The organism is Pseudomonas cistanchae (assembly GCF_054483635.1).
On sequence record NZ_JBTLWN010000001.1, the window covers coordinates 707,696 to 733,559 of the forward strand.

At 52.7% G+C, this 25,864-nt stretch carries 22 protein-coding genes and 1 pseudogene; 13 read left to right on the forward strand and 10 right to left on the reverse strand.

Annotated features, from left to right (window positions below; all coding sequences use genetic code 11):
- Window positions 1–312 precede the first annotated feature (312 nt).
- Both ACX0MV_RS03280 and ACX0MV_RS03285 read right to left on the reverse strand, forming a co-directional pair.
- Window positions 313–1,743: a UvrD-helicase domain-containing protein gene (locus tag ACX0MV_RS03280; RefSeq protein WP_458981063.1), complete on the reverse strand. Its 1,431-nt coding sequence runs from the start codon at window positions 1,741–1,743 to the stop codon at window positions 313–315.
- Window positions 1,736–3,439: an ATP-dependent nuclease gene (locus ACX0MV_RS03285; protein ID WP_458981064.1), complete on the reverse strand. Its 1,704-nt coding sequence runs from the start codon at window positions 3,437–3,439 to the stop codon at window positions 1,736–1,738. Before ACX0MV_RS03285 ends, ACX0MV_RS03280 begins: the two co-directional genes overlap by 8 nt.
- Window positions 3,440–4,143: 704 nt before the next feature.
- Between ACX0MV_RS03285 and ACX0MV_RS03290 the strand changes: the two genes are divergently transcribed.
- Complete coding sequence (locus ACX0MV_RS03290; RefSeq protein ID WP_458981065.1) at window positions 4,144–5,382, forward strand: hypothetical protein; 1,239 nt, start codon at window positions 4,144–4,146, stop codon at window positions 5,380–5,382.
- A gap of 192 nt (window positions 5,383–5,574) precedes the next feature.
- Here ACX0MV_RS03290 and ACX0MV_RS03295 read toward each other — a convergent pair whose 3' ends face one another.
- Complete coding sequence (locus ACX0MV_RS03295) at window positions 5,575–6,399, reverse strand: DUF6216 family protein (protein ID WP_458981066.1); 825 nt, start codon at window positions 6,397–6,399, stop codon at window positions 5,575–5,577.
- Window positions 6,400–6,671: 272 nt separating this feature from the next.
- Between ACX0MV_RS03295 and ACX0MV_RS03300 the strand changes: the two genes are divergently transcribed.
- Together ACX0MV_RS03300 and ACX0MV_RS03305 are read left to right on the forward strand one after the other, a co-directional pair.
- Window positions 6,672–7,328 carry a hypothetical protein gene (locus ACX0MV_RS03300; RefSeq protein ID WP_458981067.1) on the forward strand — a complete coding sequence of 219 codons (657 nt, stop codon included), beginning with the start codon at window positions 6,672–6,674 and terminating at the stop codon, window positions 7,326–7,328.
- 120 nt (window positions 7,329–7,448) lie between these two features.
- Window positions 7,449–7,940 carry a hypothetical protein gene (locus ACX0MV_RS03305; protein ID WP_458981068.1) on the forward strand — a complete coding sequence of 164 codons (492 nt, stop codon included), beginning with the start codon at window positions 7,449–7,451 and terminating at the stop codon, window positions 7,938–7,940.
- Window positions 7,941–8,018: 78 nt separating this feature from the next.
- On the opposite strand, the gene hxsA is transcribed toward ACX0MV_RS03305, so the two are convergent.
- From hxsA to hxsD, 4 genes are read right to left on the reverse strand one after another with little or no spacing between them, the layout of a single operon-like run.
- Complete coding sequence (gene hxsA / locus ACX0MV_RS03310) at window positions 8,019–8,654, reverse strand: His-Xaa-Ser repeat protein HxsA (protein ID WP_458981069.1); 636 nt, start codon at window positions 8,652–8,654, stop codon at window positions 8,019–8,021.
- Entirely contained in the window at window positions 8,651–9,877 is a 1,227-nt protein-coding gene (gene hxsC / locus ACX0MV_RS03315) for a His-Xaa-Ser system radical SAM maturase HxsC (protein WP_458981070.1), read from the reverse strand. Before hxsC ends, hxsA begins: the two co-directional genes overlap by 4 nt.
- A gap of 3 nt (window positions 9,878–9,880) precedes the next feature.
- Window positions 9,881–11,371 (reverse strand): His-Xaa-Ser system radical SAM maturase HxsB, encoded by a 1,491-nt coding sequence (hxsB, locus tag ACX0MV_RS03320; protein ID WP_458981071.1) that lies wholly within the window; start codon window positions 11,369–11,371, stop codon window positions 9,881–9,883.
- Between the two features lie 2 nt (window positions 11,372–11,373).
- Window positions 11,374–11,667, reverse strand: coding sequence for a His-Xaa-Ser system protein HxsD (hxsD, locus tag ACX0MV_RS03325; RefSeq protein ID WP_458981072.1), 294 nt, complete (start codon window positions 11,665–11,667; stop codon window positions 11,374–11,376).
- A 456-nt stretch (window positions 11,668–12,123) separates the two neighbouring features.
- On the opposite strand from hxsD, the gene parS reads away from it, so the two are divergent.
- Together parS and ACX0MV_RS03335 are read left to right on the forward strand one after the other, a co-directional pair.
- A complete protein-coding gene (gene parS, locus ACX0MV_RS03330) occupies window positions 12,124–12,765 on the forward strand; it encodes a type II RES/Xre toxin-antitoxin system antitoxin (protein ID WP_458981073.1) in 642 nt (213 codons plus the stop codon).
- Window positions 12,762–13,283, forward strand: coding sequence for an RES family NAD+ phosphorylase (locus ACX0MV_RS03335; RefSeq protein WP_458981074.1), 522 nt, complete (start codon window positions 12,762–12,764; stop codon window positions 13,281–13,283). The genes parS and ACX0MV_RS03335 overlap by 4 nt, the downstream gene beginning before the upstream one ends.
- Before the next feature lie 231 nt (window positions 13,284–13,514).
- Here ACX0MV_RS03335 and ACX0MV_RS03340 read toward each other — a convergent pair whose 3' ends face one another.
- Window positions 13,515–14,330, reverse strand: coding sequence for a hypothetical protein (locus ACX0MV_RS03340; RefSeq protein WP_458981075.1), 816 nt, complete (start codon window positions 14,328–14,330; stop codon window positions 13,515–13,517).
- Between the two features lie 211 nt (window positions 14,331–14,541).
- Here ACX0MV_RS03340 and ACX0MV_RS03345 point away from each other — a divergent pair, with 211 nt between their 5' ends.
- From ACX0MV_RS03345 to ACX0MV_RS03380, 8 genes and pseudogenes are all read left to right on the forward strand, one after another.
- On the forward strand, window positions 14,542–14,847 hold the full coding sequence (locus ACX0MV_RS03345) for a hypothetical protein (RefSeq protein WP_458981076.1): 306 nt from the start codon (window positions 14,542–14,544) through the stop codon (window positions 14,845–14,847).
- 265 nt (window positions 14,848–15,112) lie between these two features.
- Complete coding sequence (gene istA / locus ACX0MV_RS03350) at window positions 15,113–16,657, forward strand: IS21 family transposase (RefSeq protein WP_458981077.1); 1,545 nt, start codon at window positions 15,113–15,115, stop codon at window positions 16,655–16,657.
- Window positions 16,650–17,399, forward strand: coding sequence for an IS21-like element helper ATPase IstB (gene istB / locus ACX0MV_RS03355; RefSeq protein WP_458981078.1), 750 nt, complete (start codon window positions 16,650–16,652; stop codon window positions 17,397–17,399). The genes istA and istB overlap by 8 nt, the downstream gene beginning before the upstream one ends.
- Before the next feature lie 2 nt (window positions 17,400–17,401).
- Window positions 17,402–18,256, forward strand: coding sequence for a hypothetical protein (locus ACX0MV_RS03360; protein WP_458981079.1), 855 nt, complete (start codon window positions 17,402–17,404; stop codon window positions 18,254–18,256).
- The gene (locus ACX0MV_RS03365; RefSeq protein ID WP_458981080.1) at window positions 18,246–19,202 is read left to right on the forward strand and encodes a tyrosine-type recombinase/integrase; all 957 of its coding nucleotides are present in this window, start codon (window positions 18,246–18,248) and stop codon (window positions 19,200–19,202) included. The genes ACX0MV_RS03360 and ACX0MV_RS03365 overlap by 11 nt, the downstream gene beginning before the upstream one ends.
- Before the next feature lie 202 nt (window positions 19,203–19,404).
- Window positions 19,405–20,937 carry a Fic family protein gene (locus ACX0MV_RS03370; RefSeq protein ID WP_458981081.1) on the forward strand — a complete coding sequence of 511 codons (1,533 nt, stop codon included), beginning with the start codon at window positions 19,405–19,407 and terminating at the stop codon, window positions 20,935–20,937.
- A 59-nt stretch (window positions 20,938–20,996) separates the two neighbouring features.
- Window positions 20,997–21,143, forward strand: a pseudogene (locus ACX0MV_RS03375) (RHS repeat-associated core domain-containing protein); the annotation flags it as partial.
- A 439-nt stretch (window positions 21,144–21,582) separates the two neighbouring features.
- Window positions 21,583–22,044 (forward strand): hypothetical protein, encoded by a 462-nt coding sequence (locus tag ACX0MV_RS03380; RefSeq protein WP_458981082.1) that lies wholly within the window; start codon window positions 21,583–21,585, stop codon window positions 22,042–22,044.
- Between the two features lie 473 nt (window positions 22,045–22,517).
- On the opposite strand, the gene msrA is transcribed toward ACX0MV_RS03380, so the two are convergent.
- Together msrA and ACX0MV_RS03390 are read right to left on the reverse strand one after the other, a co-directional pair.
- Window positions 22,518–23,165, reverse strand: a complete 648-nt coding sequence (gene msrA / locus ACX0MV_RS03385; protein WP_458981083.1) for a peptide-methionine (S)-S-oxide reductase MsrA — start codon at window positions 23,163–23,165, stop codon at window positions 22,518–22,520.
- Between the two features lie 53 nt (window positions 23,166–23,218).
- The gene (locus ACX0MV_RS03390) at window positions 23,219–25,864 is read right to left on the reverse strand and encodes a putative bifunctional diguanylate cyclase/phosphodiesterase (protein ID WP_458981084.1); all 2,646 of its coding nucleotides are present in this window, start codon (window positions 25,862–25,864) and stop codon (window positions 23,219–23,221) included.

Genomic DNA, 25,864 nt, shown 5'->3' on the forward strand with positions numbered 1-25,864 from the left:
TTTCACCAGCAGGGTGTTCAGACTTTTTCGGTTCAAGGTGTCAGGTTAGGTCAGCAGGGTGTTCACGTTGGGCCAGCCCCTACAATTGTGGGGGCCGGGAGATTTAATACGGCCTGCTGGTCAGGTTTGATACACCGTGCCGGAAAAATACGAACACTCTGCTGGTAGGACTCATGGCACTAGATCGACCGCCGCATGCATCTCACCGCATATGTCCTCACAGCAAGCTGCTTTCGGCTATAGCAGACGGAGATAACTGGCTACTAATCCATACGGACGTTCAGCGATGTTCATAAATGGGTCGACTCGGAGTCAGGTAGGAATGACACTCTTTAGACTCACAATAGTGATGCTCTTGGCCCCGCGAGTTAGCGCGACATAGAGTTCCTTCGGTGTCATCGCATCAGCTTCCAGAATGATTGCATGGGGATACTCCAGTCCCTTGACCAGCAAAGTCGTTCCTATAAGTTTGTTGTGGCGTATTGGTCGTCCGGCATGGCGAAAGTCTCGCTGGAAACGCTGTGCACTTTCCATGAGGCTTAAATCTGTATTCTCTTCATGAATACGCAAAACCTTCATCCACCTGTTCAACAGGTCGCGACGATATGCTGAAGTTTCCGGATTGAGCTGGATAGTCGTAATCAAGTGCGATAATTTCTTACTCGTCGGTTCAGTAAGGAAGTCATTTGCTGCTGCCAAGACGTCTGGGTATTTGGTCGCCTTAGTCAGCTTCGCGCGCTCCCCTCGCTTAGTCGTAGCCGTTAGAATTCCATCAATCGAGTTGAAGCACTTTTTTAAAAAATCGATGACTAGGAGCAATTTCTTTGCCGGCGTCAGTGCACCTTCAAATTTCTTGATGAAGATGAATAGATCTTTTCCCTCGACTTCCTCGATGCTAGAGAACTTCCCGCGCAGTAGTAGCGCAAGCTTGTGCGTCTTGTTTTTGGACCTTTGGTCTCCCGCATGAATGGCAATCACCGCTTCTTCATAGTCTAGAAACTTGTAGAAGAGATTGAGACGTTTTGGGTTGGTAAAGTCCTCTAAATCTACTTCAACTCTCTCGACACCTTTGGGTAATGGCGCATTGAGCGATATCTTTTCACCGGCCCGAAGACGCCTGCTAGCGTCGTCGAGCCAGTCACCAAGGTCATCAGCGCCGGCCAAACGCCAACGCCATGGTGTCCTTAGCTCACCTAGTTTCTGATAGTCAGGGTAGACATGCTGCTCCCAATCCACAGGTTGATCCGCAAAGTCGAAGATTGCCTGCATGGGGTCGCCTAGCAAACGGCAAGGCAACAGACTCGCAAAAGCCTCGACCAGCAGGTGTTGTTGAGTCGAGCAGTCCTGATACTCATCGACATATACACCTGAATACGAGCTACAGACTATTCGCTGGAAAAATGGCCTATCGAGCAAAGACGTGCAAGCAATGTAGAGCTTTTTCCATTCATTTCCATTTGGGTATTCCTGCGTCCAATTGGACGTTTTTGGATAGCTCAGACACATCCGCAGCGCCCAGCTTGCAATAGTATCAATCTGGTAGCGCGACGAGGGTACTGCCAACGCCTGCATTTTTTTCTGAATCGCGTTAATGCCCGCATACGTGTGAGTCAGAATCAATTGCCGTTGCTTGGACGCCTTGACGGACATAGCAATCAAATGCGTCTTGCCGTATCCCGCCGGGGCAATCACGTAGCCTTTGCCGTTAAACTCCGCCAGTACTACGGGTAAGTTGTCATCCATGATCCACCCACATGCGGAGTTGGCTCAACTTCGTGCCAAGGTCGCATTTCTTGAATTCTGCACTCTCGAAAGCCGCAGCTATTACTTCAACCCAGCGTTCTCCACCAGAGATGGACTTGAACCAATTGGAACTCTTCGCTGCGTTGCCGATAGCCTTCCGCAAGTTGCTAGACTCAGCCCATTTCATGACATCTTGGTCGAGTACAACGGCTAGTTTCGAACGCACATTGTCATGTACGGGGAATCCCGAGTCCTGCGCAAGTTTCACGCTTGCGAGAACGCTAGCCCAAGGCAGATCTAGCATTGCTCTCTGTTCAAGGGCTAATTGTTCTGACCACATAAGCACTTCAATGGTCTGCGCCTCTAAATCTTTTGCATCCTCAGGTGAGAATTGTACAGGTGCGTCGCCATCTACAACAGCGCATACATCGTAGTGCAGCGCTTTGAAGCCAGTAGCTAGGCTTTTTAGCTTGCTTGCCCCGTTCGCATCCAGAAGTACGACACCTAGGTATGAGAACGGATTAAAACCAGCTCTCAACCAATAGTTATCTAAGCCGCGCAGGAATCCTACTTCCGTTGCACCTTCGCAAACAATTACTTTCATGGACAAGAACGCTTCTGCGCTGGATCTAAGTTGACCTTGAATGTTCAAGCCATTAAGTTTCTTATCTGCCGTAGCGACCACGTTTACTTCACCGGCAATTTTGTGAACTACGTGAAGTTGATCAGCAGTAAGTTCGCGCAGGACGGACGGCGAATGGGTAGTAACAAAATACTGTCCAGTTTCGTCAGCTTTGATGTGCTTGATCAGACGTGCAATGCGATGAGGCTCTAAGCCAAGCTCCAGCTCGTCGAAGAGAGTGATGTGCCTCTCCTCTAGGTTTTCCTTTTGTATGCCACAAAGAAGCATTCTCCGAGAGCCCAACCCAAGCTGGCGTAGCGGTATCTCACCGTCATGCAAAGTCAGTCCACCGACACGGATGCTAATGGACCCAACGTCCAAGTGAGCCTTGTATGAGTCTGCGACTGGAACACCAAGCGTCTTTGCTACACCCTCTGACTTGGCTGCTGCCGCATCAAAACTCTTCAATGCTACTTCGCGCTGTCCGTCGAGCGAACTTCGTGCGGCACGTGTTGCGTCCACGAGAGATTCACTTAGATTGTCAGATTCTGTGATCCTGGCCAGCGCCGTTCCAGCCGCCCAGGTCAGTTGTTTCTCGCTATACGAACCGATCAGCCCGACATTTACCTTCGCTCTGTCCGCAGCCTTGAAGTCAACACCCTCGGGGTTTCTATCCGTGACGATCTTCCATTTTGGCTCCAGATCCCTTGCAACTGTAAGCCGTGCGCTAAGTACCAGCTCGTCATCGTCCTCCGGCTCGTCATGAAGGTTAAACGTGGCTATATCCCAACCTCGAAGATGGGCGCCATATTTTTGCGCCGAACAGAACTCGTCTGGCAGGTCGCCAAACAGAATTTCAATCGTTATCGGATCGTCCGTCTTACAAAGATAAAAATCCGAATCATTGAAAGCTAGATTCCACTGGGGATGAAAGGTACAGCGAATTGCTTCGAGAATAGTCGTTTTGGCTGAGTCTCCTTTGCCAATCAGGCAAAAGATGTGTTGATCTGGCAGATCCCATACGAGTTTTTTGATCCCTCTGAAATTCAGGGTATCGATTCTTCTTATTTTCACTTCGCCTCCATTGCGAATAAACCGAGGGCTTAGTCTAGCCTTTTCGCAGCATCTACTTCATCTTTGCCGGTCTGTACTTTCTGATGTACGGGTACCTCTGACATCTAATCGCAGCGCCAGCCCAGCCAGGCATCACGCGATAATTGTAGTACTGGCTGCGTGCCAGACTGTACAAACGACAGTGGCAACCGTATCCGCTTCTATCCAAAAAGCGACCGCACAGGTCCGTTTTTGATCCGCTTCCTTGCCTATTGCCCTTCATCCCGTCTATTTTAGATGCATCTCCTAAGGGCTTTATGCCTGCAAACGCCACAACTCATGGAGCGAGCTGTGCCATACACTCCCAATATTCAGCACCGCCACGCGGGCTACGCGGCAATAAAGTCGCAGTGGTCTATTTCTCACGACGATGAATACCAGTGCTTTGATACTGCTTGGCGTTCTGAGTGGCAGCACCGAAGCTGTTATTGGGGACTCCACCTTAGCGCTCAAGGTCTTGGTGTCTTAGGCATTGCACCGCCACCAGCGTCATGCGGGCTTCACATTGCTAAATTTGTAGGTGATGCAAACGGTAATTGGCATGGTTATCCAGTCGCCCATTGGTTATCCCCTTACGATAAACCAGGCGAAACTATTCTTTGCGCATGGCTTGCGCTTGGCCTAATCAGCAAACCCAAAATGGCTAAAATTCACAGGGGTAAACAATGCGCTCTGTAAAGTTAACCATTGCCGGGAGCTATTGGGATTCTCAAATATACTCAGGTGAACTGTTACTTTTTGATAATGAGGGCGGCCTCCATAGAATAAACTGGTCAAACTTTGTAGATCAGGTAGCAATTCAAAATGAAACAATTCAAACAGCAGTTAGGGTTGCTTTTTCTGATAGTGATCTTTTTTACAATCCGAAAGTCGTAAAAGTATTGAGAGATCCAGACTTGGAAAGGCCGATTAAAGCCCAGCTAGCCAAGTTATCCAATCTCGAAATACACGAAAGCAGAGAGTCATGGTCAAGTATATGGGTAACAGAAAGCACTCCATTTGACTTTCTTCCAACCGATACTGAAATCTATTACAACAATATTTTTGCTGGTGGTAACGAGGGATTATATTCCGCTCCACGACAAGGGCGGCCCAGCGGAAAATTCTCCTCCAGTTACAAACCTGCACGTCATCATGACGCCACCGTTCTCCAAGTAAAAGCGTCTGATAGTTATACAGCTTTAGCAACTGCTTCAGGTGCCGATGGTCTTTTTGACTTCTCCTTGCTAAAGGGTGCAGGTGAAAGACTGAGTGGTGCTAGGCAGATTGCAGATCGGCCATGCAATGCATGCGACTGGGCATTTCAGAGTGTCTTGGGCTGGAGTGCCGACTCGGCATTCATGGCTTCCTTTCGAGAGGAGAAGCAGCCTAACTCAAAGAAGACTATTCGAGTTCCTGATAGGATAATTGATCAAAGTGAAATATTTAATAGCTCTCCAGGAAAAAAAGGGTTTACTTGGGGTAGCCGTGAGAAACTATATAAATTGACTGGCGACAGTATTGAGGTTCAGCACTACCGAGCAAATGAGAAAAAGTCGAAGAAGCACTATAGTCAAAAATTCAATATTATTGGTGTCATGAATTTTGTAGATTTTAGTCCGATAGTAATATCATCTGGAACCGCATCCTTTGGAACGGTTCTTGAACTTAGCGACAGAATTATTGTGCTCCGAAGCGACGGTCAAACTGATCACTTTCTAGAAGAGCCGGTGCATTGGCGAATATTTCCTAGGTCAGAGCACTACAGTAATCAGCTTCATATAATCTATGAAGACAGGATCGAAATAATTTCTTTCGTTCATGACTACTTCGTTGATCAATCATCTAAACTTTTCGGGTTTTTCAAGGGCAAAAATGAATATGCGGAGTCCGATATGGATATGCCTCCATACGAATCCTTCTAATCGCTTCGTGTAATCCTTTTGCCTTACTTATGACCAACTACTGATCAGTAGCGTATCTTGTAGTAAACTTCAGTAACCGGAAAAATTTTACAGGTCTATTTGATCTTACATAAATGCCTTGTATTGGTCGGCGGCGTTCACTAAAAACTGGAGGTAAATCGTTTATCTTCGATCTTTTGGCAGGTATGACGGCTAGGACAAATTTAGGTCTAGTTGGATAGGTTGGGAGTATGTGGTTTTTTCATACACCCGCTGAGCTGCGCGTGCTTGATTCAACGATCGAAGAATGAATACCACGATCAGCATCAAGAAAACTGCTGATAGAGCACCGACATATTTTTGAGAGCTAAGTGATTTTTCAATGAAAGCTTTCGTGTCCGTTGTTATCAGCTCACAAATAACTTTTTTGTCATGCTCATTCTGAATTGGAGCATTACCATCTTTACAACTTTTTGCATCCGCCTTCCATGACCTGAAATCCCAAGATTTCGCGGTTTCGCCGTCAGTCCAGACTGCGGTGTCAGTTTTTTTGACCGTTAGCAAGGCATAGCTTGATAGGCTAAATGCAATAAAGACCGTCATAATTAGGAGCAACACTCCTGTAGAAAGCCAACTAGCTATACATTTTGCTTTCAGCTGTGGGTCCCTAACTAGTATTTCGCTGGGATCGAAATAGCGTGCACCTTTGAGAAGGTCATCGAGAGGGACATCATGGGCATCTAGCCATGCAAAAGTTTCTGCGGCCTTCTTTCTGCATTGAAAGTGTATGCCGGTTTTGTACCTAGCTGCTTCTAGATCACGGACTTTCATCCATTGCTCATTTAGATAGGGGTCGTGAAACTCTTTGCTGCCGCCGAAGAGCGCCCAGACCCTTTCCCGCAAAAAGTGTGCGGAGCCAGCTCTGACCCAGCTAAATAGTAGTAGTCCCCCGGTTCCGACTATGGCCAGAAACGACGCTATTTCTTTCACCCCTTTAAAGGTGATCGTTGCGATTGAAAGGGCTTCTTCCGGTGCCATGTTTGGTCCTTACAGGCGGAGTTGATGACCGCAGTCATCGTAAATTTTAAGAAACTCTATTCCATGGAGCTTTCGAATGACAGGTGAGAGACTAACTTCGGTCAAATTCAGGCCTTGGATACGCTACTGAAATTCCTATGATGCGCATAGCTATCCCATTTTTCGGCGTGATACTTCAGCCAGTCTTGAGATACGACATAGAATATGAATTATCAGAAGCCTGTGGGATATTACGCAATAATATATATGCATAGCTAGAGGTGGTCGCGAATATGCTGAATTGGCTTCATGAAACATTTTCTTTTCCTGCCATACTTGCCTGCTTCGGTGCTTTTCTTAGTGCCGGAGGGGCAATCTGGGCGTCTTACGAGCAGAACAAAGCGCAGAGAAGCTCTGAGAGTCAGACTGTCGAAATTAAGCAACTAAACACTAGGATTCTCACTCTTTCTGAAGAGAATAAAACTCTTGCGAAAGAGGGGATAGCCTCAGTAACCGGCGGTGATGGATTTGTTTACGTCGATATTCTTAAAAATTTGTTTCCAAATGCACTTTCTCCGGTTGTTGTATCGGAAAGCACGTACCCACAATACGACCTTTCAATTCGTTTTTTTGACGAGCACAAAAATCATGAAGACCAGATTGCTCGCCCTCTGAAACTCAATATCGCAACACTTCCACCCGGTCAAAGTGTGTACGAAAGAATTCCTGCATTCGACTTGGAAGGAAAATCAGACTACGCGAAATTCAATTTATTTATTAGTGCCCGAAATGGCTCTTTCATAGAGGAACTTCGCTTGAGAAAGGTTAGCGGCGAATGGTATTCCGCTTTTCGGGTTTTCAAAAACAATCTAGATGGAAGCCGGTCACTTCTAATAGAGCGATCAATGGCTGAATATCCGAAGCTGCCTGACGGAACCTTGGTGTGGTGATGGGAGCTGCAGTCTGTAAATCTTACTATCGTGAAACTGTGCGAGCCATAGGCTACAGTCATTACCGTATCCCTGCTTACATATGGCTAGGACAGCCAGACCCTCGAAAGGAACTCGACAATGCCTATTTTTCGCTACCTCACTGTTTCACTTGCCTCTGCTCTGGTGGCTGCTTATGCGGCTCTTTGGTACGCGTCTCCCGCACCAATTGAACAGTCCCATGCCATAACAGTGCCGCCACTGGCTGTGCAGGAGCATCAAGGGAGTTTGCTAATTTGGGGGAGTTGGAAAACGGTCGCAGGGTATGAACAGCCCGGCAAGAACGCCATCGAGATTCGCTGCAATGCAGCCAAAACCGCTTGCAGTGAGGCATATGCCAACCTGCTGCACCACGATGAAGGCGAGGACATCGAGGCCCAAGTGTTTAGCTACCAGGTCGTGGAGTGGACTGATTCGTTACTACACGCCGTAGCCAAAGGCGCGATGGAGGAGTGCATCGACCGCAACCTCTATGTAAGCCTGAACGACAAAACGGCAAGCCTGGAATGGATGCCTCAAGAAGGCTGTGAGGGGGACATAGGTGCTGCGGTTTTGGTGGGTGACCCACTTTAATTCGCTCTGTTGCAGCGTTATGGCTGACTACCTATATGTATTAGTGGCCGCAATGCCTAAACAGCAATGCGGACCTCCCTAAGGAATCGCAATGCCTAGGGCATTCAAAGTTGGCGTATCCGCCCGACCGTTAATCTCAAGTCCCGAATCGGCCTGGAATGCCATGATTGCACCACGAGTTTGTTTGCCCATCATCCCGTCCAGCGGGCCGGTGTAATACTGTTTGACCATAAGTGCCATCTGCACACGTGCAAGAAGCTCGGCAAGATCGTTGCTAGCGGGTTTAACCCGCTGGGGTGTTGTAGTGGGTTGGGTAATGGAGTTCAGGGATCTGGTAGTCGAGCCGTTCAAGTTGGAGCCATTACCGTAACTGGTCCCAGAGCCAGAACTGTCGTAGATAGTACTTGGCCGAGGTGTTGTCGCCGGTGTCGAGTAAACGGTCCGAGGTGCACTGTAGCCACCTGAACCGCTGTAGTGAGAGCGGTGTGAGCTATGGGATCTGTGAGAACTATGTGAACGATGCGCGGCATAGATGTTTACCGCGTCCTCCGCATTAAGGGTGTTCTTGAATACGGGCGGTTCATCATTGGAATTCTTGCTCCAATCGAACCCTTCAAGTGCCATCTGGCTCCCATGGGCAAGCGGTGTGCTCACTATGGGAATTAGTGCCATAGTTTGGCCGATCAGTAGCTTCCAGCGAGTAAGCAACCTCATGATGCTCTCCTTGCGTATTCAGCGAATTCGTCTGCAGTGAGTGAATGAATTCCTCGGCTCTGCCAGCGGGCAGAGTGTGACTTGAAGAATCCTGCGCACCGAGTAATACCCGCGCAACTTTGGCAGGTGTCGATGAAGAGGTTTTTCCAGTCCGAAATGCTCTGTCGATAGAGGGGCATGAGTGACGGCCTCAGAGTACAGAGCGGTAGGTTATACACCGACACTGCCACGCCTCGTGCGTCCAAAAAGTGCGCTGCCTGACTGAGCTCTTCCTGATAGTCGACCGGATCGATCCAGAGCTCTTCGTAATGCTTCTTGGCAAGCCCCATGTTCTCGATCCCCATAAGGGCCACATGCTCAACGAAGGGCATGTTTCGGAAGATGAAATGTGCAAGTTCGGGCAAGCGGGGTGTGGTCAGTCGACTCAGTACCACCCGAATCTCTATTCGCTGGTTTGCCCTGGCGAGGTTGTAGATGCCCTGCATCGTCTCACTGAATGCGCCAGGGGCTTGAACCACATGGTCGTGGTCTCTGGCATTGTCTGCATAAAGCGGGATACCCCAGGTCAGCTGGGGGTGATTGATCTGTCGTAAATCTGAAATCCAGGATTTGTCGTGTAGTAGGCGGCCATTACTGAGGAGGTGCAGCGACTTTTCTGGGAGCACCGCCTTGGCTTTCGAGAGGATCTGCAGCAGCCCTTCGCGATATAGCGTCGGCTCGCCACCGCTGATGCCAAGCTGCTCCTTACCCGGATCGAGCAGATCTATTAGCCGAAGGTTTTCTTCCACATGCCAGGCGTCATCAATGTCCTTGGGCGGTTGGGAACACATCAGGCACAGACTGTTACAGCGGTCGGTCATGAACAGCAGGTTGCTGTTAGAGCCACGGCGATATAGCACTCGCACCACCGGTGACCCAGGAGACACGACTATCACATCACCTGGTTGTACCACCTGAGAATCATGGGGGTTGCAGAGCTGAGGGCCAGGGAATGCATCCGATGGCGCGGTCTTTGTTGGGAAAAGTAAGCCTCCAACCGGTAACGACAGCAGTTGTTGGTTGGTTGCGTTCGGGGCTTCTATCCACAACATCAGGTCATCAAAGCCCGTCGGCCCAGTACTGGCGGCGGTCCCTTTCTCGATTAGCTCGGAAGGGGTGATCACCTTGAACAGCCTCGTACTGGAAAGGTTGTGAATTTCGAACTGCGTATCAAGCCTGAGCACATCTCACCCCTTGTATCCAGCTGATGGAAGGTCAGCAAGTGAGCGACGCGAGACCCAGGACAGTAGAACGCGCCTGGTTGGCTCATCTCCATCGCGCAGCAATCGGAATATATGCGTCAGTAGCTCCATATTTCGTTGGCAGAATGCACTGAATGCTCGGTGACCGATCGGGTCTCCTTGGCGAGCATAGTGCTCAACAGGGTCGGCTCCGCAGTAAGGAACCAGAGCGCAGTCGGAGCAGCCTGGAAGTGCCTCTGCCACACCCGCGGAAAGGAGAAGCTCGATCACGGGGGACGTGAGTAGTTCTTTCAAGGGCTGGCTAACGGCACCGAGCCGAAGCCCATCCTCGCCCATTTCCAGCAGCATCCGCGCTTCGTCCGAGGGATAGACACTGCCGTCGTAGTTGTATACCAGGGCTCCTACGCCGGCACCCGCCGGCGAGCGAAGGTCTACGTAGCCTGTAGAAAATGGGGTCAGGATGTTAGTCAACAACAAGGAGGCATAGCCTTCGGACAGGTAAGCTCCTTGGGTGTTAACGGCGATCAGGTGTGTCAGCGCCTTCTTGTAGAAGTCTGTGTACTGGCTTACCGAGTAGTCCAGTCGTGACTCCGACTTTTTGGCAAAGCCATAGGGACTCAGCGGCCGTAATGAGATGCTGTTAAAGCCTTGCTCGACATACTCATCGATAATCGCCTGTGGGTGCTCCAGACTCCTCGCGGTCAACGTGGTCAGTGCGGAAACTCTGTCACGGCCAAGCCTTTCCCGCACCCTGTGAATGCCATCAAGGGTACGCTCATAAGAGTTCTTCGTCGGTGTCGGACGATTGGCGTTGTGTAGGAACGCTGGGCCATCCAGGGACGTCGAAAAATGCACACCGTGTTCATTTGCGAAGTCGAGGATCTCCTCGCTCAAATGATGAAGGGTGCTGCTGATGACGAACTGGATGCTGCGCTGCTCAACCTCATTTCGCCTCTGAACAGACTCAATTACTTGCCGGATGCGATCAAATGCTAGAAGGGGCTCACCACCTTGGAACTCAACTGTTAGCACGGGGGACGGGGATTCGAACAAACGATCTACTGCATGAGCCGCATGTTCGGTGGACATGTCGTGGCCAGAACCACCAACCGGAGCACGTGAGACCTGACAGTACTGGCAAGTGTGGTTACAACGCAGCGTGACGACGAAGAGATGAAGCGCTGGGCCTCCGAACATGAAGCTTTTGCGGCTACGGTACTGGGCAGCCATTTCCGGCAAGGGGTCATGCACACCAGGCTCGTAAATGAAGTGGCGTGCAAGCAGGTCTCGGTACAGGTTCGTATGACGATCAATCTGCTTGTGTACGAGTTGGTTCAGTTGGGTATCTGAGAGGAACAGGTACTCGCCCGTCTCTGCCGTCACCAACACACCATCCTGCCGCCCATCATCCATACGCAGGAAGCGAAATGGCAAAAGACGATAGTTGGTCTCTTTGGCAATCAACTGGGCCTGCATGCTCAAACACCGGCCTCTTTGAGGGCTGTGCGGGCCAGCAATTCACGGATGCCTGAAGTCTCTTTAAGCACCTTCTCGCGCAGGGCAAAATCATTCAGTGTGCGGATGATTAGTATCCGAGCGGCGGATTCTGTAAGGACTGCGGAGGGGGCTGCGGGGCTAACGAGAAGATCAAAGCCTTCTGAGGATTGCTGAATCAGAATCGAGAGCGAGTCGGCCAAGGCGTAGGCTGCCTTTTGGGCCACCTGCACAGGGTAGATTCGCGCGTCGATTGTTATTGTTACTGACCACAGCATTCGGGTGCCATCCTAGATCCCTGTTAGTTAGTATGGATACTGCTCTTAGTGAAAGCATTTTGCCATCCTTAGCTGGGTATGGAGTGGTCGCATGCAGCTGTTGGTCGTTAGCGGCAATTCAGGAATCTGATACTGCTTGCGCCGAGAATTTGTTGGCATCCGCGCCTCCCCTTGGATACACCCGAAAGCCCGCCCGTCAAAAGCGGGCTTTTCTATTTGTGTGGTCGCTTTCGGCACCGATAGCCCAGGTATCTGTCTGTAGCCCAGCAGCTATTCACCGGGCTTGCGCCACCCTCTGTTTATACAAATGCCCCGATGCTTCCCGCAGCGGCGTCGCTTGCCTGGAGCTGAACGAACCACCTTTGGACGGCCCCTCCGGAAAGCACGAGCGGTCCCGATTGCCGGTGAGACTCGACTGACTTTAAGGGAGCATATCGTATTCCGAACGGTACTGGCATGACTTACAAATCAAGCGCACACTTTCGGCATCTGGCGCAATATTCAGCGTCACGTGACGAAAAAAGGGAGGTGCTTATGGAAGCGGCAGCCCCCGGCAGAGCCGGAAAAGCCAAATCAGCCGTCGTAAAAAGTAAGGGCGTGCTATTTAAAACGCGTTACGCAGCCAAGCGCTACAAAGCCACGCTCGAAGGGAAGAGTACAGATCTCTCTAAGAGTGCGCTGGTGGCTAGCCTTCTCACTAGCGGAGCTTCGCCTGATGATCTGGGAGCGGTGTATCGCGTGACCAAAGAAGGGATCACGATTGCCGCCCTCACTGAATTCACGAAGTCGCTCCAGATGTTCAATAGCGACTATCTGCTGATGGCTCTGACAGGCCTTTCTGAACGAACCATTCAGCGACGTCAGCAGAAACCAGCAGAGCCATTGAACTCAGAGCAGAGTGCCCGAGCATTCTTGGGCGCTCAGATCCTAGAACAGGCAATCAGAGTGATCGGTACCCCCGAGCTTGCAGAGGCATGGATGTCAAAGCCTGCCATCGGCCTTGATGGCAGGAGACCCATCGATCTACTGGATAACTCGATCGGCACGCAACTGGTGAGTGAGTTCCTGACCCGTCTGGAGTACGGGGTCTACCAATGATCATGAGGCCAGGGAGCGGCGACCTGTTCATTTGGAGATTGGACCCTGAAGAGTTTGGTGCAACATGGGATAGCGGGATTGGTGCCGAGAAGGTCGGTGGCCGGTGGAACTCGAAAGGTGTTCGAGTGGTTTACGGCAGCCTAGACTCGTCAACCGCCATCCTAGAAGTTGCTGTTCATAAAGGCTTCGAGTCCTTAGATACTGTGCGGATGATGCTGACCTGTGCGCGGATTACAGATTTATCGTCTGTTTTCACTATCGACGATCAGTCTGTTCCGAACCCAAACTGGCTTTTCCCTGGAACTCCCAGTGGTGGCCAGCAGCAATTTGGCGATGCCTTGCTTACCCAACATCCTTTCCTTCTGGTGCCTTCTTCTGTGAACCCACACAGCTGGAATCTACTCATGAACCCCGAGTTGGCTGCCGGCAAGTATGAGCTTGTATTACAAGAGCGCTTACGCCTAGATACGCGGTTGAATCCACCGCGCTCGCTAACAAGCAGCACTCGTCACGGCTAATCGCTTCTCATCGGGGGTGTTTAACCAGCTGTGTACTTACATCGACAGTCCGAGAGTAACTGGAATCCCTGGCATAACTGCTTCTCTAATGGGCTTTTGATACATCGAGCGTATTGGAGCGCTTTTTCACTGGCGCACCGTGGTCGGTCCAATTAACGCTCCTAATGTAACTCGGTGAAAAAGTACTAGCCGCCTGTTATAGGTTAAATATTTTCAGTGGCCAGAGGTGACTTAGGCAGCCCGATTACATCTCAATATTTCACTGTATTTACCATCATGACTTGCCCGGCCAACTGAGACTTTTCTAATAACTTTAAGCATCCACTCAGAATCCTCTAGAGCCAGTATCTGAGCACACATAAGGAACAGCTCTCCATCACATCTTTCGCCACATATAACATCGCTAATTCTTCTGTGTACCTCTTCATATAGTTTTTCGATTATTTCATCGAATTCAGCCATCAAGCTGAGTTCCACAAAGAAGCTTTTTGTTAATTCTCTTAGAAGTCGAGAAACATTATATTCGCCTCGCATCTCATGAGATTCAATTGCGATCACCAAAGCGGCGAGTTCATCTAGGCTGCGCAGATCAATCGTACGTAAAAAATGCGATCCAGACCTGAACCACCCACGGTATTTTGAGAGACTTCTGAGATCTATAGCGTGAGTATCTTCATCATATTTAAGAAGGAACTGGTGAAGGTTCGGCTGCAGCTTTTGAGCCAGGTCTATTAGTACTTCCTTTTCGGCATCGCGAATCGAGAGCAACGACCAGATTGGGTGGCTAAAGACTCGGGCAGTACCTGGTAAAAGTCTGTCGACCGCCTTTACAAGGTTTTCGTTCTTTATATTTCCACCGTTCATGTATCGGTAAAAATCGGCGCGGTATTTCGAATATATGGTGGCGCTTTCAGGGCCTGCCATCTCAATTAGCGCGGGCGTAATTTTCGAAACCCTCCTAACGCCTAGCCTCCGGAGCAGTACGCTCACATAGTACTTGCCGCGAATAGCTATTACAGGATTGGATAATATGAAAAAACGGTTCAAGGGGGAGTACCTTGTGAAACTGATACACGCGAGACATGTATCCACGCCTGCAACTTGGAGCAGCCTTAATCCATATGACTACAGTTAGAAAATTTAGTCTCAGTTTTTGAATGTATTGCGACTTTTACGGGGAAAACGACGAAGTGCGGCCATGAGCGGCCTGTCATAGACTTTCTGAAGTCACGCTTTTCAACGATCAGGATGTGCTGCGATGGACGATGCCGAGAAGGCCATGGTGATTGATGAGTTGGCCAAAAGCCTGGAGAGCGAGTTGCTTGGCCGCTATGGCCCGGTGATGGGCGGAGATGAGTTACTGCGTGCTTTAGGCTATCCCTCGAAGGAGGCCTTTCGGCAGTCGCGGATACGAAACACCGTAGCTGTCCCCCTATTTAACTTGGAACACCGTCGCGGGAAGTTCGCGTTGGTGAGAGACGTTGCCCGCCATCTGGCCGAGCAGCGATTCAGCGCCAAGATCGGAGTTTCACTCAATCGAGAGCAAGGAGGTGATCCCAGATGAGCTAACTACCACGCGCGTAACAAACACAGTGAGGCGCGGATAAGAAAAAGCCCCCGAGGCGGTCACCCCGGAGGCCTTTTGCGACAGTCGATTTGAACACCCGACTGCTTCCAGTCTTATCCCCGAAGTCCAGTCTGTCAAGCGAGAGCCTGTCTGCAAACAGTGGCTTTGGGGCCTCTCTGTACCCCTATTTTGATTGCGTCTAGCGATGCCGAGCCCACGCGCCCGTTGAGTGGCCGTGGCAGGCCTCGTGGAGGGTACGGTCATGCAGGCACAAACATATCGTAAGGTGTTGCAGCTACGCTGCTGCGCTGGAATGAGCCAACGGGAAATCGCCAGACAGACTGGCATCTCCGTCGGTACTGCAGGGAAGGTTCTGTCCGTCGCTGAGGCCAATCAGTGGAGCTGGGCAGTTGTCCAAGAAATGGACGATCACCAGCTGAAAACCTTCTTCCAAAGCAGCCGGCAGCAAGAGAATGGCAAAATTATGCCTGACTGGGTTGCCGTCCATAAATTGATGCAGGCCAAACATCAAACTTTGATCCAGCTCTGGGAGGAGTATCGCGACCAGCTTAAGGCGGCTGCATATTCCTATTCGCAGTTCACTTTTTATTACCGCGAGTTCCTGAGCAAGCTCGACATTACGATGAGGCAGGTCCATTACGCAGGCGACTGTATCTTTGTGGACTACGCAGGTCAGACCATCCCGTGGTTTGACTCGGTTCAAGGCAAGCAGCGGGAGGCACAGGTCTTCGTCGGTGTGCTGGGTTGCTCCAGCTATACCTTCGCCTGGGCCAGCGCCAGCCAAAAGCTGTGCGACTGGATTGATGCCCATAATCGGATGCTTCAGTTCTTCGGCGGCGTGCCGGCGACGATCATCCCAGACAATCTTAAGTCGGCGGTGACTACTCCAGGCAGTGAACCGGTCATCAATAAGACGTATCAAGAGCAGTCCGAGCATTACGGCTTTGTCGTGGTGCCTGCCCGTGTGCGAAGACCCCAAGACAAGTCCAAGGCAGAGCTCGGTGTAAAGCTGGTTACACAATGGATCACGGCGCGGTTACGCCGCCGACAGTTTTTCAGCGTTGAGGAGGTAAATGCTGCCCTGGCTGAGTTGCTAGAGCAATTGAATCGGCGCTCTTTCAAGCGGTTGCCCGGTAATCGTTTCGAACGATTCCAGGAGCTGGATAAACCCGCTCTGAAGCCTCTGCCACTTGAGCCGTACGAGTACGGCGAGTGGTTATCCGCGCAGAAAATCGGCCCTGACTACCATATATATGTGCAGAACCACGCGTATTCAGTGCCTTGGCGCTTAGTGGGCGAGCGAGTAGAAGTTCGAGTCACTCCATCAAGCATCTCGTTCTTTCATCTGAGCAAACGGATAGCAATTCACCCACGCAGTGACACGCCCGGAGCCGCGACAACGAACCCAAATCACCGTCCAGAGGCTCACCAGGCCTATGCCTCGCAAACCGCTCATCATTACTTGGAATGGGCCTATGGACTGGGCGCTGCAACTGTTCGGGTCGTGCAGGCTCAGTTCCAGGGCAAAAACGATTTTTCCATCGCCGGCAGCAAAGCTTCTCAGCAGTTACAGCACTTGGCTAAACAGTACGGCAACGCAAGGTTGGAAGCTGCTTGCGCACGAGCGTTGGCTATTCAGTCACCGACGGTCAAAAGTATTCGTTCAATTCTGCAGCACAGGTTGGATGAACTGAAAAGCTCCACGCATCCCACCGCCACTCTGATCCCGCCCCACGCCAATGTACGCGGCCCCGATTATTACGCTGGGGAGAACCGTCATGAGTGAAGCGCATACGATCCAGCAGCTCAGGGAACTGAAGCTCAATGGAATGGCACAAGCGTTGGAGATCCAGTTGGAAAGCCCTGGCTCTCAAAGCCTGCCTTTCAGTGATCGTCTGGCATTGCTCGTAGAAGCCGAATGCCACAACCGTGACAATCGCCGGCAGCAACGCCTTATGGCGCAGGCAAAGCTGAAGGTTCGCAATGCCTGCCTTGAGGATGTCGATTACAGGCCACGGCGAGGTTTGGACAAAGCGCAGCTGTTGTCGTTGGGACAATGCAGCTGGATCGAACGTCACCAGCACCTGTTGATTACCGGCCCCACCGGCGTGGGTAAAACATGGCTCAGCTGTGCTTTTGGCATGCAGGCTATTCGCCGCGGCTGGTCTGTCGCTTATTACCGCGTCAGTCGTCTGTTGGAAGAGATTGAAATTGCACGCGCCGATGGTTCCCTTTCCAGCCTCCGTAGCAAGCTTGCCAAGTGCCATCTGCTGATTCTTGATGACTTTGGAATGTCCCCTCTGACTGATGTCGGCCGGCAGGATTTGCTGGAGATTGTTGACGACCGTACGGGTACCGGTGCCATCCTGATTGCTGCTCAGCTCCCCGTGAACAAATGGTACGACTACGTTAACGAACCCACCTTGGCGGACGCCATCCTGGACCGCATTGTTCATCGTGCGCACAAGGTTGAGCTGCGCGGCGAGTCCATGCGCAAGAAGCGTGGTCTTGATGATGGGGAGGGCTAGTCATGCACGAACCCCATCAAACTCAGAACCAAGATGTAGTGATCCACCAGCCTATCGTTCGCTGTACCTACAACGATGGTATGGCTGATGGTCTGATGATTGGCCAGGTGGTCGACTACTACACCGAGACCTTACGCCGCCATGCCAAGGCTAAGACCTTTTTGCAGGACAGAGGTCTTTTTCATGCCGATCTGCTGACCCATTTCCGACTGGGTTTTGCGGATCGCACATTGGGGTTGCAGCTACACAAGCTGGATTACCTTCAGGAGGAAACAGTCAGAGGTGCGCTGCAACGTGTCGGCCTACTGAAGGTGTCAGGGCATGAGCTGTTTCGTGGCGCGCTAGTGTTTCCAATGTTCGATCAGGACGGGCAGATACTGGGTGGATATGGCCGTCGGATCACACCCAAGCTGACAGCGCACTCGGCCTACCACGTCCACTGGCACCTTGAGCAAGCCGGTTTCTTCAACCAGAAGGCGCTGTTCGAATTCCCTGAGCTGATTCTCTGTAAAAGCCCGATAGAAGCACTGACCTGGTGGTGCCATGGATATCGCAACGTGGTTGCCATTCTGGGGTTCGCTGGATTTGACGATGAGCACCTGAGCATCCTGCAGAGCAGCCTGGTCAGCCTGGTGTATCTCGCCTTTGGTTCATCGCGGCCAGAGCTGGATGAGGCTAGGCGAATTGCCTACCTGCTTACTGACAACGACATCGATGTGCGCTTCGTTCTGTTTCCGCAGGGCGTAGATAGCAACGCTTTTGCCCTTACGGTTAGCGACCCCGCCAAAGAGCTCTCACTCCTGCTGAAGGAGTCATTGGTGTTTCCTAAGAGAACGGGAGGTGATTATGACCAATGAGACTTATCCAACCGGCCTGTCCGCGTGTGTAACCTTTTACGTGGATGACTGCCTGGCTCGTGGTCAAAGCGATGCGACGGCGTATGCCAAGACGACAGTGCTGCAAATGTTTGTGCTCTGGTGCGAGCCGCAGGGTATCAGTGATGTTTCGCAGGTCGATCTGGACCTGTTGGAGCGCTATCGCAAACACCTGTATCGCTATCGCAAGGCGCACGACCACGAACCCCTGGAGCTTGCAACGCAGCGTATGCGGTTAATGGCGGTGACAGGCCTGCTCAAGCGATTGCACTACTTCGGCATTGTGCAGTCGGATTTCTACTCCAGATTTCCGTTGCCCAGGGCTCCTCGCCAGATACCCAAGCAGATCCCCGACGAAGATGAGATTGCTCCGATTCTGCATCAGACGACCACGAAGGGTCGGATGGGATTAAGGGATCGGGCCATCATGGAGGTTTACTACGCCACAGGAATACGCCGAGCAGAATTGGCCGGATTGGATATCCGAGATGTGGACTTCAAAAACAACATCGTTACCGTGCGCAAAGGTAAAGGCGGCCTGGATCGGCGTGTTCCCATTGCACAGCAGTCACTCGACCGGGTTGAGCAGTACCTGAACGAGGTTCGAAGCAGCCTGGCGACAATGGCCAGCGGTGAAGCGCTCTTTCTGGGCATAACTGGCAAGCGCATCCAGAAAAGTAAGCTAACGACGCTTGTTGGGGGGTACATCCGGCGTTCCGGGATCGGTAAAAGTGGTTCCTGCCACGCGCTTCGTCACGCAACAGCGACACACATGCTGCGCAATGGGGCGGACATTCGTTATGTGCAGGAAATGCTGGGGCACAAGTGCATCGAAAGCACCCAGATATACACACACGTGACCATCACGGACCTTCAAGGCGTGTATAGCAAAACGCATCCGTCAGCCCTGGGCCCACAGTCGAGCTGATCTTGATTCGGCACTGAGTGGCGGAGCTCAGGGTAGAAGGCCCGCCACTCAATCTGTAATGCGCTGTCGACGAAATTAGGGAGAAACTTTTTCGACTTTGCCGTCGTGACGCATCACAATGGCACGGGCAATCGCGCTATAACTTTTTCACAGAAATCCGTGTAAATTATAGTTTTCTCGCGCTTCCTATAGGAAATTCGCCATGCGGCAACCCATTGAGCGAGCCGGATACAGCTGGCTGATCAACGCCCTCGATCTTCGCTGTGTGCCGCTTGATCATGAGTGTGTCATAGGCTCGCGCCAAGCGCTCTCTCAGTCCGCTGGTGGAGTGAAAGTAGAGGTCTTCACCAAGGGATACGCCAGAGAGCACCGCCCCATCGACCAGATGCTGTTTGCGCTCTCGTACGAAGGGGTAAATCTGGGTGTCCTGGGGCGCGCCTTCCAGATTCCCGCTGTCCGAGATGACCTGGCTGCGGCAATCGTTGAGAAACCAGCCAGCGGCTATCTGCGCCGCCTCTGGTACATCTGCGAGAATATTGCTGGCCATCAGTTGCCTCTGCCCGACACAGCCCAGAACATTCCCTATGAGCACCTGCTCCCAGCGGAGAAATATTTCACCGGCCCAGAGGAGATGTCGCGTAGGCATCGCGTTCGGATGAATCTCCTGGGGACGCCACAGCTGTCAGCTCTGATTACCCGCCAGGGCTGGACAGACAACAGTCTTTTGAATGCGCAAATAGTCGAGCGCATGCATGACCAGATGGTTGATTTCTCAGTCACCGAGATTGCTAGAGCGGCGCAGTACCTGCTGACGACCGAGACTCGCAGCTCATACGAAATCGAGCACGAGCGCCCAGCTCCTGATCGAATCTTGCGTTTTGTACGAGTACTGGAACAGGCGGGTCAGCGCCCACTGGACGAAGAGTTTTTGTTCGAGATTCATCGGATAGCTCTCGGTACGGGGCGTCCCGATCCGTCCATTGGTGCATACAGGCACCTGCAGAACTGGCTCGGCCGCGGGGATCTCATTCACCTGATCCCGCCGACGCCGGAAACAGTGCCTGGGATGATGGAGGAGTGGTTCGTCATGCGTGAGCGTGTCATGCGCAGTGACGCCCCTGCGCTAGTGAAGCTAAACGCAATCGCACACAGCTTCATCTACATCCATCCTTTCATGGACGGCAACGGCCGGTTGTCCCGCTTCATCATGCAGGACATCCTGGCCAATGAAGGCCTCAAGCTGCAGGGCATCATCATGCCCATCTCCGCCGGCCTTCTGGTCAATCTGGACAGTTACATCGGCACGCTCGACGCACTGTCACGGCGGCTACTTAGCGCTACGCAGTACCACCGGAGAGACTTGGCCAGCGACCCTGAACTGGATGAGGCGCATGCCCATCTATTCGCCCACCTGGACTTCACTGATCTGCAAGGCGAGGTCAATAAAAGCGCTGCACGAGTTCTGGATGGGCTCATGCGTGATGAGGTCAACCATCTCGTCCGCCGCGATAGATTCAAAGAGCAAATGAATCGCGAACTGGATCTGTCGAACCGGGATCTTGAGCTGCTTATTGCGGTGATTTACGAAAACAGCGGACGTGTCTCTAAGCGTAAGCGGACGAGCTTGTTCCAGCACCTGACGGATGAAGATATTGTGCTAGCAGAGAACATCTACGCCGATCTGCATGCGCCGGAAGAACCGGAATCGGAGGTGACGTTGGGTCGCTCGCAGTAGGCTTCTCTTGGGATTGAATGGTCGGTAGGTAGCCAGAGGGCCAGGGGTGGTACCGGAGATTAGTTTACAACTACTTCCGCGATTACGACCCCGAGACCGGGCGCTACGTCGAAAGCGATCCGATTGGGTTGGCGGGGGGCATGAATACCTATGGATACGTGGAGGCAAATCCACTTGCGAGCGCTGACCCGCTGGGGCTGGCCCCAACTATTAGCCAAATTAAGAATGCGCTAAATAAAGTACATCAACACTTGGGTGGTAAATTACCAAAAGGGGAGCCAGGGAAGTTTGGCAGTCCCCAGGCCGGAGATAGTAAAAAGGGATATAGACTTGATCCTCCACATGACAATCGCCCAGATGGGCATCCAGAGCGCGACCCTCATATAAATTGGTGGGATTACACAAACGGGAAAAAGGGCCGGGGTGGTAAGTCAGGAGTTGAGCCAATCTTAGAAATTATTCCTCCATTAATCTTGCCGCCGGGGTTTGAAGAGGCATGCCAAGAAAATCCAACCATGTTTGGCTGCCCCAAACCAGAGCCAGAGATAGTGTGGTGTGAGTAACCGCACACTATAAGTGCTACAAGTCACGCGCCATGGGCAGGTGGTCAACGCTTGTCCCGCAGAAATTTATGGGATTGTAGAGATGGATCAACATAAAATTGATAACTTTGCCCAAGATCACCCTGGCACACCATTTCCGTCAATAAGAAAACTAGCAGCAGAAGAACTTTCCCTTGTGCTAGATAAAATATTCAAGTCGGTCAGGGAAAATCTGAATATAAAGCTTCCGGAAGAAATAAGCAGGCTTGAGCTGCTTGAGCAAGACTTCTTCCCCATAAATGCAGAGTCACCTGACTTCAAGTTAGAAGAGGTCATGGCCCAGTTCAAAATATCTCCAGACAGCATCGTATATATAAACTGGTATAGATTTGATGTCGTTGACAAAATTGAACTCAAAGACCTATGCAGATATTTTGACTATATTTGGTATCCTGGAAGTGACGATATAGAAATCTTCGATAATAGCGCCTGTTGGATGATCTCCATTTCTCATGGCGGGCACACATCAGTAAAGTTCAATATGTCAGCCCCCCGATCTCTTTGACCTCTAAGGGGGCCGGTCTTACATATGACCTCGAAAAAACGGGGCAGACCGCTGTTTTCTTCTACGGAAACAGAACTTCTCCGACACCGGCCCTGTGCCGGTGTTTTTTGCTCGCTCGGTTACAACATGTCCAGCTAATTTTCCAGGCCGTAACGCTCTATCAGTACTCCTGTTCTTGAACGTTTTGATTATGTCCCCATTGTTTTTGCCGACTCTGGCATGCATGCCAGGACTCCATGCAGGTGAAGCCAGCAGTCCACAGAGCGATGGCCGCGTGCTCAGCGTCCTGTCATTAATCAATTCCGAGAGTCTATGTGCCCCCAGCTGTATCAATTTCCCCAGCAGGGTGTTCAAGCTTTTTCGGTTTTAAGTATCAACCTTGACCAGCAGGGTGTTCACATTGGGCCAGCGCCTACAGATGTAGATAAGTTCGCTATCGCTTATATCGCTCACTGCTTAACGTCGCCGTCCACTCAGTCCGGCAAGCACACCCCGGTACCGCCCAGCCCGCAATAGCCACCCGGATTCTTGGCCAGGTATTGCTGGTGATAGGCCTCGGCGTAGTAAAAAGGCGGCGCTTCGCGGATTTCGGTGGTGATGGGGCCGAAACCGGCTTTGGCCAATTCGGCTTCGAATTGCACCTGGCTGGCCTGGGCGGCGGCCAGTTGTTCAGGGCCGTAACAGTAGATCGCCGAACGGTATTGGCTGCCGAAATCGTTGCCCTGGCGCATGCCTTGGGTTGGGTTGTGGGCTTCCCAGAACACCTTGAGCAAGGCGCCGTAGCTGATCTGCTGGGGGTCAAATACCACCAGTACCACTTCGGTGTGGCCGGTCAGGCCGGAGCAGGTTTCTTCATATGTGGGGTTGGGCGTGTGGCCGCCAGCGTAGCCGGCGGCGGTGGTCCAGACGCCGGGCTGCTGCCAGAAACGTCGCTCGGCACCCCAGAAACAGCCCATGGCGAACACCGCCTGCTGCAGGCCGGCAGGGAACGGGGCACGAAGTGGATTGCCATTGACGAAATGGGCGTCAGGTACCGATAGCGGTGTTTCGCGGCCCGGCAATGCCTGTTCGGCGCTGGGCAGCTCGAGTTTGTGGGCAAGAATTTGCGAACGCAGAACCATGAGCCATTTCCTCAGATTGAACATATGCAGTGGACAGCGTTGGCGCGGGCTTGTTACGGCCGGCAAGGGTAGCGCTTGAGGCTGGCGGCCAGCAGGCTGCCGGCAATTGGTTGGTCGAACAGGTAGCCCTGGCCGATATCGCAGCGATGTCGCCGCAGAAACGCCAATTGGGCGGCGGTTTCGATACCTTCGGCGACGACTTTGAGTTTCAGGTTGTGAGCCATGGCGATTACCGCGGATGTGATCTCCATGTCGTCCTGGTCTTGCGGGATGTCCTTGATGAAGCTGCGATCGATCTTGATCACGTCGATGGGGAATTTCTTCAGGTAGCTCAACGACGAATAGCCGGTGCCAAAGTCGTCCATGGCCAGGGTCAGGCCGAGGCTTTTCAGGCGGCTGAGCTGATGGCGGGTGTCGTCGGTGGCTTCCAGCAGCAGGCCTTCAGTGAGTTCTAGCTCAAGCAGGCCGGGGTCGAGTTGTTCCTCGTGGAGGATCGCGGCGATGGAGCCGACCAGGTCGGAGTCGGAAAACTGTTTGGGTGACAGGTTGATCGCTACCTGCAGCGCGCCAAGGCCGGTCTTGCTCAGGCGCTTGCTCATGCGGCAGGCCTGGCGCACCACCCATTTACCGATGGGGATGATCAGGCCGGTTTCTTCGGCCACGCTGATGAACTGGTCCGGGCGGATCATGCCCTTTTCCGGATGATTCCAGCGCAGTAGCGCCTCAAGGCCGAGCAGCTGTCCGGTCTTCAGGCACAGCTTGGGCTGGTAGAACACCTCCAGCTCGTTCTGCTCCAGCGCGCCGCGCAGGTTGTTTTCTAGAAACAGCTTGTAGTTGGCTTCGGCGTTGAGCGCTTCATTGAAGACCTGCAGTTGATTCTTGCCATTGGCCTTGGCCTTGTGCAGCGCGAGCCCTGCATGCTTCATCAAGGTCTGCGGGTCATGGCCATGTTCCGGGGCGCAGGCCAGGCCGAGCGAGCCGGTGATGCTGATCAGGTGGCTGTCGACGAACATCGGTTGGTCCAGGCTGTGCTGCACCTGATGCGCCAGTTGCTGGGCCGCTTCGAAGCCGGCGACCGGCATCAGCAGCGCGAATTCGTTACTGGCAAAGCGGGCGAGGGTGCCCGGACTCTTGAGGTGGTGGCGCAGCCGCTCGGCCAGGGTGACCAGCAGCTTGTCGCCAATCTGGTGACCAAGGCTGTCGTTGATTCGTTTGAAATTGTCGATGTCGACCAGCAGCAGACTGACGGGGGAGGTAGTGCGTTCGGCGAAGTGCGCATCCAGGCTGCGGATAAAGGCGAAGCGATTGCCCAGGCCGGTCAGGCTGTCGTTATAGGCGAGGCGCTCGATGCGCTGCTGCGCCTGCTTGTTCTTGCTGATGTCTTCATAGATGCCGATGTAATGGGTCAGCGTGCCGTCATCGGCATGCACCTTGGATATCGACAGCTGGGCCCAGTACGGGTGGCCATCCTTGCGGCTGCTCTTGAATTCGCCCTGCCAGCTGTTGTGCTCGGCAAGGCTGTTGCGGGCGGTCTCCAATAGTTCGTCGAGGTTTTCCAGGGCCGGCAGCTCCGCCAGGTGCTTGCCCTTGATGTCGTCCGCGCTGTACTGGGTGATGGCGGTGAAGCTTGAGTTCACATACTCCACCCGACCGTCACGATCCACCAGGATAAAGGCGCTGACGCTTTGCTCCACCGCGCGTTGGAACAGGTGCAGGGCGCTCGCAGTGGTACGTCGCTGTTGATTGCTGAGGACCTGGGCGTATTGGTCGGCCAGCTCGCCGGCGAAGGCCACTTCATCCGGCAGCCAGACCCGCGGTGCGCCGACGTGCTCCATGCACAGCACGCCAACCACCTCGCCATCGACACGAATGCTGGCGTCGAGCATTGCGCCGATGTTCAAAGGCAGCAGGTAGTCGTCATTCAGCTCGCGGGTGCGTGGGTCCGTCTGAGCGTCATGTGCGTCGATCGCCCGTCCACCTTGAAGTGCCTCGAGATAGGCCGGGTAACGGCTGATATCGATCGGCCCAGGATGCTCATGGCGCTGGGTATCGGCGCGGTACATCACGATGGGCTCGAACTGCCGGCCATGCAGATCCCAGATGCTTGCGCATGCCACGCCGTAGGTTTCGCAGGCCGCCTGGGTGATGTGCTGGGCCGCCTCGTGCAGCGGGTTGGCCGCGTTGTAGCGCTGGCGCGCGAGGCGCACGATCAGGTTCTGCTGGGCACGGGTGCGCGCCTGCTGCAATTCGCTTTGCTGATGGGTCGCCAGCTGCGGTGGGTTGGCGTGCGGCGTGGGGTTCGGCGAGGCGCCGGTGATCAGCAGGTAGCCGCGCAACAGATAGCGGCCGCGTTGCTTATAGGGCTCGCCGACCTCCATCAGGCTGAAGGCGCCTTTGGGGGTGTGCAGCGTGTAATGCACCAGGTACTGCGGTTTTTGCGCCAGTTGCAGCTGAATATCTTCGTGCAGTTGATGGCGCGCCTGAGGTTCCATCAGGCTGGCGTAGGGCGACTCGAGCAGCGTGCAGAGCTCGGTGGCCGCCACGCCCAACTGGCGTTCGCAGGCTGGATCGAGGAACAGCAGGGTCCAGCTGGCTTCGTTGAGCCGCTCGAAACGCAGCATGCCGAGCCGCGATGGGACTGGCAACTGTGTCACAACCTCGGCCGCTAAAGCATTGGCGGCATCGGGATGGCTTTTCAT

Bases quoted from the DNA above. Each gene is read 5' to 3' on its own strand.
- ACX0MV_RS03335 (WP_458981074.1), top strand. From the start codon at position 12,762: ATGATCATGAGGCCAGGGAGCGGCGACCTGTTCATTTGGAGATTGGAC.
- parS (WP_458981073.1), top strand. From the start codon at position 12,124: ATGACTTACAAATCAAGCGCACACTTTCGGCATCTGGCGCAATATTCA.
- ACX0MV_RS03305 (WP_458981068.1), top strand. From the start codon at position 7,449: ATGCCTATTTTTCGCTACCTCACTGTTTCACTTGCCTCTGCTCTGGTG.
- ACX0MV_RS03300 (WP_458981067.1), top strand. From the start codon at position 6,672: ATGCTGAATTGGCTTCATGAAACATTTTCTTTTCCTGCCATACTTGCC.
- ACX0MV_RS03390 (WP_458981084.1), bottom strand. From the start codon at position 25,864: ATGAAAAGCCATCCCGATGCCGCCAATGCTTTAGCGGCCGAGGTTGTG.
- ACX0MV_RS03380 (WP_458981082.1), top strand. From the start codon at position 21,583: ATGGATCAACATAAAATTGATAACTTTGCCCAAGATCACCCTGGCACA.
- istB (WP_458981078.1), top strand. From the start codon at position 16,650: ATGAGTGAAGCGCATACGATCCAGCAGCTCAGGGAACTGAAGCTCAAT.
- ACX0MV_RS03295 (WP_458981066.1), bottom strand. From the start codon at position 6,399: ATGGCACCGGAAGAAGCCCTTTCAATCGCAACGATCACCTTTAAAGGG.
- hxsA (WP_458981069.1), bottom strand. From the start codon at position 8,654: ATGAGGTTGCTTACTCGCTGGAAGCTACTGATCGGCCAAACTATGGCA.
- ACX0MV_RS03290 (WP_458981065.1), top strand. From the start codon at position 4,144: ATGCGCTCTGTAAAGTTAACCATTGCCGGGAGCTATTGGGATTCTCAA.
- ACX0MV_RS03280 (WP_458981063.1), bottom strand. From the start codon at position 1,743: ATGGATGACAACTTACCCGTAGTACTGGCGGAGTTTAACGGCAAAGGC.
- ACX0MV_RS03370 (WP_458981081.1), top strand. From the start codon at position 19,405: ATGCGGCAACCCATTGAGCGAGCCGGATACAGCTGGCTGATCAACGCC.
- msrA (WP_458981083.1), bottom strand. From the start codon at position 23,165: ATGGTTCTGCGTTCGCAAATTCTTGCCCACAAACTCGAGCTGCCCAGC.
- istA (WP_458981077.1), top strand. From the start codon at position 15,113: ATGCAGGCACAAACATATCGTAAGGTGTTGCAGCTACGCTGCTGCGCT.
- ACX0MV_RS03360 (WP_458981079.1), top strand. From the start codon at position 17,402: ATGCACGAACCCCATCAAACTCAGAACCAAGATGTAGTGATCCACCAG.
- ACX0MV_RS03365 (WP_458981080.1), top strand. From the start codon at position 18,246: ATGACCAATGAGACTTATCCAACCGGCCTGTCCGCGTGTGTAACCTTT.
- ACX0MV_RS03345 (WP_458981076.1), top strand. From the start codon at position 14,542: ATGGACGATGCCGAGAAGGCCATGGTGATTGATGAGTTGGCCAAAAGC.
- hxsD (WP_458981072.1), bottom strand. From the start codon at position 11,667: ATGCTGTGGTCAGTAACAATAACAATCGACGCGCGAATCTACCCTGTG.
- hxsB (WP_458981071.1), bottom strand. From the start codon at position 11,371: ATGCAGGCCCAGTTGATTGCCAAAGAGACCAACTATCGTCTTTTGCCA.